The 7171-nt window shown below is 58.2% G+C and carries 4 protein-coding genes; all 4 read right to left on the bottom strand.

Annotated elements, in window-relative coordinates; all coding sequences use genetic code 11:
• Nucleotide 1: 1 nt before the first annotated feature.
• Complete coding sequence (locus tag VNL73_07610) at nt 2-2059, bottom strand: BatA domain-containing protein (GenBank protein HXF49275.1); 2058 nt, start codon at nt 2057-2059, stop codon at nt 2-4.
• A 3-nt stretch (nt 2060-2062) separates the two neighbouring features.
• Nucleotides 2063-3961 carry a hypothetical protein gene (locus VNL73_07615; protein HXF49276.1) on the bottom strand — a complete coding sequence of 633 codons (1899 nt, stop codon included), beginning with the start codon at nt 3959-3961 and terminating at the stop codon, nt 2063-2065.
• Nucleotides 3961-4815, bottom strand: a complete 855-nt coding sequence (locus VNL73_07620) for a deoxyribonuclease IV (GenBank protein ID HXF49277.1) — start codon at nt 4813-4815, stop codon at nt 3961-3963. The genes VNL73_07615 and VNL73_07620 overlap by 1 nt, the downstream gene beginning before the upstream one ends.
• Before the next feature lie 82 nt (nt 4816-4897).
• Nucleotides 4898-7171 (bottom strand): T9SS type A sorting domain-containing protein (locus VNL73_07625; GenBank protein HXF49278.1); only part of this gene is annotated, 2274 nt, incomplete at its 5' end.

Here is a 7171-nt window from a genome sequence, read left to right on the forward strand (position 1 = left end):
ATTATGCGGGAGCCGCCGGGGCGGGCTTCTCCCCCCAGCGCACGATGGCCATCTCCAGCCCCAAAAGCCCCAAAACGACAAAAGCCAGAAGCTTCCACAGCTCCCGGCCGGAGCGGCTTTGTCGCACCACCGGCTCGATTCTCTCCCCCAAATTGATTTCCACGACGTCGAATCCGGGCAGCGCTTTTTCCAGCTGACCGGCGGCAACGGGCGGCAGCACGGAGTTTCTCGTCTCCACATTCACGGCCGCCATTCCCGTCAAAAGGGTATCCTGGTACAGCCGGTAAATGCCGGGAATGGTCCAAACTCCCAAATCCAAAAACCCCTCCCGTTTGGCGGAAAGTGTTACGCTCGCGCTCACCCCCTCCGGGCCGGAAAGTTTGAGCGGAAATTTTTTGGGAAAATCGGGCGGGGCAAAAAAGACCCGCTCGCCGGTTTTGAAATCGGCGGAAACGGAGGCGAAACTGGCCAGATATTGCGCCGTGCGGAAAAAGAACGGAACGGCGAAGGCGTGGAAGTACAGATCGGTGTTCGCCCGCTCCAGCGAAGCGGTGGAAAAAAGCAGGCGTCCTTCTTCCGCTTTCTTTTCAACCAAAGCCGCGCCCCCCTGCGCAAAGCGGGCCGCGGCAAACGCTTCCGGCCCGGGGCGGTTTTTATGGTAGGAAAAAAATTTCAGTGCGGGAACGCCCTTCCCCGGCACGAGATAGGAAAAAATCGGGTGGGCCGCCTCCGGCCGGAAGGAAAAAAATTCTTCCCCGGAGGAAACAACCGGCCCCTCCAGGGAAACGCCGGCGGCCTGTTCCAAGAGGCCCGCCGGGTAACCTTTTAAATCCTTCTCCGGCGCCAGAAGCGCTCCTCCCCCCTCGCCCGCAAAGCGCAGGATTCGCTCCCACCAGCCGTAGTCGAACTGCGCAGGCAACGCGATGAAAGCGGCATCAACCCCCGACCAGTCCAGCCGGGAAAGCTCGGAAATCCGCGCTTTTTGGATTTCAAACCAGCCGCCCGATTTTTGCCCGGCGGCCAAAACCAGCTCCGCGGCGCTCCAGTAGCCGGGGGCATCGGAGGCCAGAAGCAGGCGCAGTTTTGGACGGAGGTAAAAGGAGAAATACAGCCGGTTGTCCGAAAGCAAATCGTCATCCGGCAGCTCCAGGTATCCCCAATGCCAGCCGGAGGCGAAAACGGTTCCCTCCAGCAGAACCTTTTTACCCTCTTCCGCCCCCAGATCGAGCGATTTTTGGCTCACCTTTTTTCCGTCCAGGTACAGGGAAACCAGAACGCCGGAGGCCGCCGATTTTTTCTGGTTGAAAACCTCCCCCTCCACCCGCACGGGCAGCCCGGCGGCCAGAACCGGGTCGGCAAAACGCAAGGAGACGAGCGCCCGGTTGTCGTTGTCCTCCAAATCCGGCCGCACCCAGAACAGCCGGCCGGGCGGGAGGGGGGAAGCGGGGGGGGCTTCCGTGCGGGTCAACGGAAACCGTCCGTCGGAAAACAAAAAAATCTCCCGGTTCGGATTTCGCGAAGCCCCCAAAAGGCCGGCCGCCCGGAGCAGGGCCGGCCAAGCCGGCGCCCCGGCGGCGCCCGCCTCTTTCCTGAAAAGTTTCTCCTGCTCGAGCGCCAAATCGTGGCTCAAGTGCGCCGCGGGGGCGGAGGCAAACGAGACCAGCGCCTCGTCCCCGTTTTTCAACAGGGTGAACGCCTCCTCCCCGGTCGCCTTGTAGCGTTCCCAGACCACGCCGTCCCTGGTCAACAGGGCCGACCGGTAGCCGTCGTCAAAAACGAAGACCGCCGACGTGCGCCCGCCGCCCGCCCCTCCGCCCGGGTGCCAGGAAGGCCGGGCGAAGGCCAAAACCGAAAACACAATCACCAGCGTGCGGACCAGAAGCAGAAGCCACTGCTTCAGCTGAATCTTGCGCAGCCGGGTCTTCTCCAGCCCTTTTAAAAATACAAGGGAGGAAAACAGCACGGTTTGCGAGCGCCGGCGGTTTAAAAAATGGATCAGGAAAGGGATGGCCGAAAGGGGCAGGAAGAACAGGAAAAGCGGATTCAGGAAGGAAAACATCCGCTACGGCATTCCCAGCTTGAAGGGGCGGGAAAGATACCCCTGCGCCCGGCGCCGGTCCAAGGGAGCGGCCGCCATCTGCAAAACCTGGCGGTAGTGCGCCAACGCTTCCTGCCTCCGGTTCAAGAGGTCGTACAGGTTGCCGAGCCGGATGAAGATTTTGGCCAGATAGTACGGGCGGGTTTCCAAATAGAGGGCGAATTTTAAATTCGCCTCGGCCGAATCGGGCAGGTTTTTGTACAAAAACAGCTCCCCCAGCCGCCAGTAGTTGGCGGGGATGCCGGGGGCGTCGCTCCGCGCCTGACGCAAGCTCCCCCAGGCGGCGTTCAAAAGTTCGTTCCCCTTTTTGAAGTCCCCTCGGACCCGCCACGCCAAATACCCCAGGTTTAAATTCAGTTCCGCCAAATCATCCGGGCGGGTTTTTTTGCGCAGGGCCAAAGAATAAAGCGACTCGGCCCGGGCAAAATCCCCGGATTCGAAAGCGTAGGTCCCCTGCCGCACCAGTCCGTCGGCTATGGTGCTGTCCAATTCCAGAACCCGCCGGAAAAAGCGCCCGAGGCGGAGCGTATCGTCCAAAAGCAGCGAAAAATTGGCCGCCGCGTACGGCCGCTGCCAAGAGGTGGAATCGGCCCGGTAGGCCCGCTCAAAATAGGCCCGCGCGCTGTCGTAGCGCCCCAGGTTGTAGAACTGGTTGGCAACATCAGCGTAATCCTCCGCCATCGGTTTGGAATCCAAAGAAACGGCCCGACGATATAGCCGCAAGGCCTCCTCAAAGCGGTAATTCCAGAACTCCTCCTGCGCCAGCCGCCGCAGCGGCTCCGGCTCCGGCTTGAAAGCCGCAAGCGCCGCCCGCCATTCCGCCTCCAGCGAATCAGCCGGTTTTCCGTAGAAAGTCTCCAAATCGGATTTGAGGCTCAAATCGGTCGAGCCCCGGTAAAGCTGTTCAAAACTTCCCGTCCCGTATTTTTCCACCAGAAAACGGACGAACGAAGCCGCCTCCACCAGCCCCCGTTCCGGCGGCAGTTGGCGGTAGCGGTAGGTGGAAAGCAAGTGAATGAGCGAGTCGAGCTTTCCTTGTTTTAGGTAATTTTGGGCGAAATAGTGCGGATAGTCGAAATAACCCGCGGCTCCCTCGACCAAGGGGGCCGGGGCATGCCCCCAGCTTAGGTAAAAAAGCAGAACGTTGGCCACCCAGGGGGAAAAAGAGTTCGCCTCCCGGCAGTAGGCCGAGACGGCCCGCTTGCGCGAGGGTTCCAAAGAAAAGTAAAAGCGGCCGTCCCAAACCCAGTCGGATAATAAACAGGGGGCGAAGTGATATTCCGGACGCTGGGAGGTGACCAGATAGAAGATTTTGGAGAGGGAATCGGTCAGGTCCTCCACCCGGTCCCGCAAAAGATTCCAGTGGTAATCCCCCCAGGTGTACTGGACGAACCCGAAATCGTAGCGGGCGGCCGGGTCGGCATGCCACTTGAAGTCCTCAAAAGAGCAGGTTACCGTTTTGCGCACCCGCCCGTCAAACCGGACCGCCGCCCGGTAGCGGGAGCCCCCCTTGCCGGGCAGGTCCAGAATGGAAAGCACTTTGCCGCTGTCCAGAACGGCCCGGCCGGTGCGGGTCGCAATTTCTGGCGCCAGCGTCACCAGTTGGAAATCGACCGCCGCGCCACCCTTCTCCTTTTTGGCGGTTAAATCGAGGGTGAAATTGGCCAGAAACACCCCCCGCATCTTCCCTTCCGGAATCTCCACCGTGCGGGTATCCGCCAGCCCCACCCGTCCCTGCCGCTCTTCAAAGACGTCGATTTGAAATTTGTAAAAAACCGCCGGGCGGGGTTTTTCCTCGAAGGTCTGCCCGGCGGCGGACAAAAAGCCGGCCAGAAGCAAAACCCCGGCAAAAACTTTTGCCATTATTTGATCAAGGAACGCAAAACCTTCAAGTTCATTTTGTCTTCCGCGTAGTCCGGCCCCTTGGGGGTTTCCAGAATCTTCGGCACCTGCGCCAGCCGGGCATCGTTCAGGAAAAACCCGAATGCCTCTTTTCCCAACTCCCCTTTGCCGATATGCTCGTGCCGGTCCACCCGGCTCCCCAATCCCTTCTTGGAGTCGTTGAAGTGGATGGCCGCCAGGTGCGGCAGCCCAATGATGCGGTCGAATTCCGCCATCACGTTTTTATACCCCTCCGCGGTGCGGATGTCGTAGCCGGCGGCAAAAACGTGGCAGGTGTCCAGACAGACCGCCATCCGCTTCTGCTGTTTGACCTGCCCGATGATCTCGGCCAGGTGTTCGAACCGGTACCCCAAATTGGAGCCCTGCCCGGCGGTCGTCTCGAGGGCGATTTTTGTTCCCTTGTCTTCCAACTCCTCAAAAATCCCGTTGATGGCCCGGGCAATGGTGGCCAGCCCGACTGACTCGCCGGCCCCCAAGTGCGAACCGGGGTGCATAACCAGATAAGGAATTTTCAACTTCTGGCACCGTTCCAGTTCGATTTTCAAGGCGTCCCGCGACTTGGCAAAAAGCGAGCTGTCCTGCGAGGCGGCGTTGATCAAATAACTGTCGTGCGCCACCACCGGGCCGATGCCGGTCTCCTTTTGCAGATGATGGTATTTTTCCACCTCCTCGTCGGAAAGCGGTTTGGCCCGCCATTGATTGTTGCTTTTGACGAAGATTTGGATGGTGTTGCAGCCGACCGACTTCCCGGAGAGAAAGGCGTTGAACACCCCACCGGCGATGGACATATGCGCCCCTAAAAGCACTTCGGACATGACTACGGGAAAATAGGGCAAACCAAAAAGAATTCAAGGCGAAAAAGAGGGGGGGGAATGACGGGCGGTGGCTTTTATCATTTTACTGAATAATCAGTATTTTGCCGACGTACCTCCCTTCGTTGGAGTCCACGCTGAAAATATACATCCCCGCCACCACCTTCTGCGCGTTGCGCGAAAGCAAGTCCCAGAAATCGTACCCCGAATCGGAGGCGTTCGGGTTCTTGTCGTGGTTGATCTGCTGAACCAAATCCCCGTCCAGGGTATAGATGCGGATGACGCACCGCGGCGGCAAATTGACGAAGTTGATTCGCTGGCTGCTCTGGGGATGGCCGGAGACCGGCAGTTTCTTTTCAAAGAAACTGTAATCGTGGTCAACCCGATAGGGATTGGGATAAACGGAAATTTTCAACTCCTCCGCTTTTCGGGCAGAGTCGGTGGCAATGGGATAAACCAAATAGGCCCCGGCATACGGGGAGGCGGCCTGCGGGTCAATTTTCTGGGTGAAGGTCACCATTCCGTTGTCGAAGGGGACGACCGAAAACCAGAGCGGCTGGGAGGGAAAAAGCCCGGAGATTTTGTACTGGTACCAATAGGCGCTGTCGTTGGCCGGGTCGATGACGGACGGATACATCCGGGCTTGGTCTAAGCCGAGGTTAAATCCTTCCTGAAGGAAAAAGAGCATGGTATCCAACTTGGTGTTGGACGGCCCGCAGTTATCGCAGAAGCGCACCCGCGCGGCCGTTGAGCTGGTGTCCGGGTCGCACCAAGGATTGGGGGCGGGAATGAGCGGCTGCTGGTTGAACAGCGGCAGGGCGTTGAACCGCTTCGGGTCGATCGGTTTGGTGATGTTCCCCGGTTTGTTGGCGCAGGTGTCCCAGTTCACGGCGTACAGGTTTTGAATCTCCTCGTAGCTCAACGGCCGGTTGGACAGGGGTTCCTCCCGGTAGGCGTCCGGAATCCCGTCTTGGTTCACGTCCCGGTTGATGAAATACCCCCGCCAGTTTATCCGGTCGAAGTAGCCGATGATGGTGTAGTTAACCCCGTCCGGCGACATCTGGATGGAATACCCCTCAAAATCCTGCAGGCCGGATATCGGGTCGGTCGCGTTCTCCGTCTCCTTTCCAAACCAGCGGATGGTAACCTCCCCCTCGCCGGTCGAAAATTCCACTTTCGGATAGGGCGGCGGCACCGGCCCCTTGAAATCCGGAACGCCGTCTCCGTGAAAACGGCGCACATTAAGAGGAACACATCCTCCCATGGGAGTACACCTAAACGTGCAAAAAATTAAAAAGCTTTTGGTATCGTTGTCAAAAACCTTCCGGGCCATCCGGCTGTTTTCAAACAGTCCCTGAAAAGCGAGAGATTGCTTGTAAGCTCTGACTTTGTTCGGATTTTGGAAATCGGACGGGTTGGGAAAGTTGGCTTGAAAATTGGCGGGGTCGGTGTGGAAAGCGGACGCGGCAAAAACAGCAAAAGTGACCGGCACGCTTTCCCCTACGTCCAGCTCGAATGGCCCGCTGGAAAGCAGAAAACGGTTATCCGCCCCGTTGGCGATATCCACGGCTGAACCAAAAGGTTCAAGCGGTAGCAGCCAGTTTGCGCTTTGCAAAAGCGTATCGACAAACAAGTCCGGCGCGATTATCGTGCTCATGATTTGGTCGTAGTCAATCTCCCGATTGGAAAGATATTTATAACGCATCACGTCCCCCATCGGCTGTCCCCGGCGGCCAAAGGAATTGGTCAATCCCGGGGCATGCTGGGGCCCCCAGTCCAAAAGACCGGAGGCGTCCGGAATCCACCAGTTGAAGGATAATCCGGCGGCCAAGGTTCCATCCGGTCGCAAGGCCTCCCGGGCCCGCAGAATTTTGACTCCCAAAGCGCCGGTCGGATTGCTGGAAGATAGTCCGAAATTACTCCCCTCTTCCGGATCGCCGTCGTTGTCGTAGGCATAAGCGATGTTCAAATTCTCTATATTCGGTATTTGTAATGCTCCGCCCCCCAAGCAACTGTCCGGTTTTATCCTTGTCTGAAAGGCGGTATAATCATCATTGCTGAAAAGAGTGCCTTTGGCAAAATTCCCGATGCTCGGATCCATAAATAACCCGATATAGGCTTTCCTAATCGGCTCGTCCCCCATGTTGGTGATGGTGTAATCCAAAAGCACCCAGTCCTGCCCCCATTCCGCCGACCAGGAATGACTCCGCTGCTCGATTCTCAACCCCATCGGCTTGTGCGGCTTGCCGTTTTCGGGGTCCGGCGTCGTGACCAGACGCGGGTCTTTCAGGGTGTCGTAATACACCGCAATGAAATCCATATCCGAAATCGCATCCGGGCTGTAAAACGGGCTGGAACT

This window comes from Verrucomicrobiia bacterium, assembly GCA_035574275.1.
Taxonomy (GTDB): Bacteria; Zixibacteria; MSB-5A5; order DSPP01; family DSPP01; genus DSPP01.

Excerpts from the sequence above, each read along its gene's own strand:
- VNL73_07610 (HXF49275.1), bottom strand. The coding sequence starts at position 2,059 with ATGTTTTCCTTCCTGAATCCGCTTTTCCTGTTCTTCCTGCCCCTTTCG.
- VNL73_07615 (HXF49276.1), bottom strand. The coding sequence starts at position 3,961 with ATGGCAAAAGTTTTTGCCGGGGTTTTGCTTCTGGCCGGCTTTTTGTCC.
- VNL73_07620 (HXF49277.1), bottom strand. The coding sequence starts at position 4,815 with ATGTCCGAAGTGCTTTTAGGGGCGCATATGTCCATCGCCGGTGGGGTG.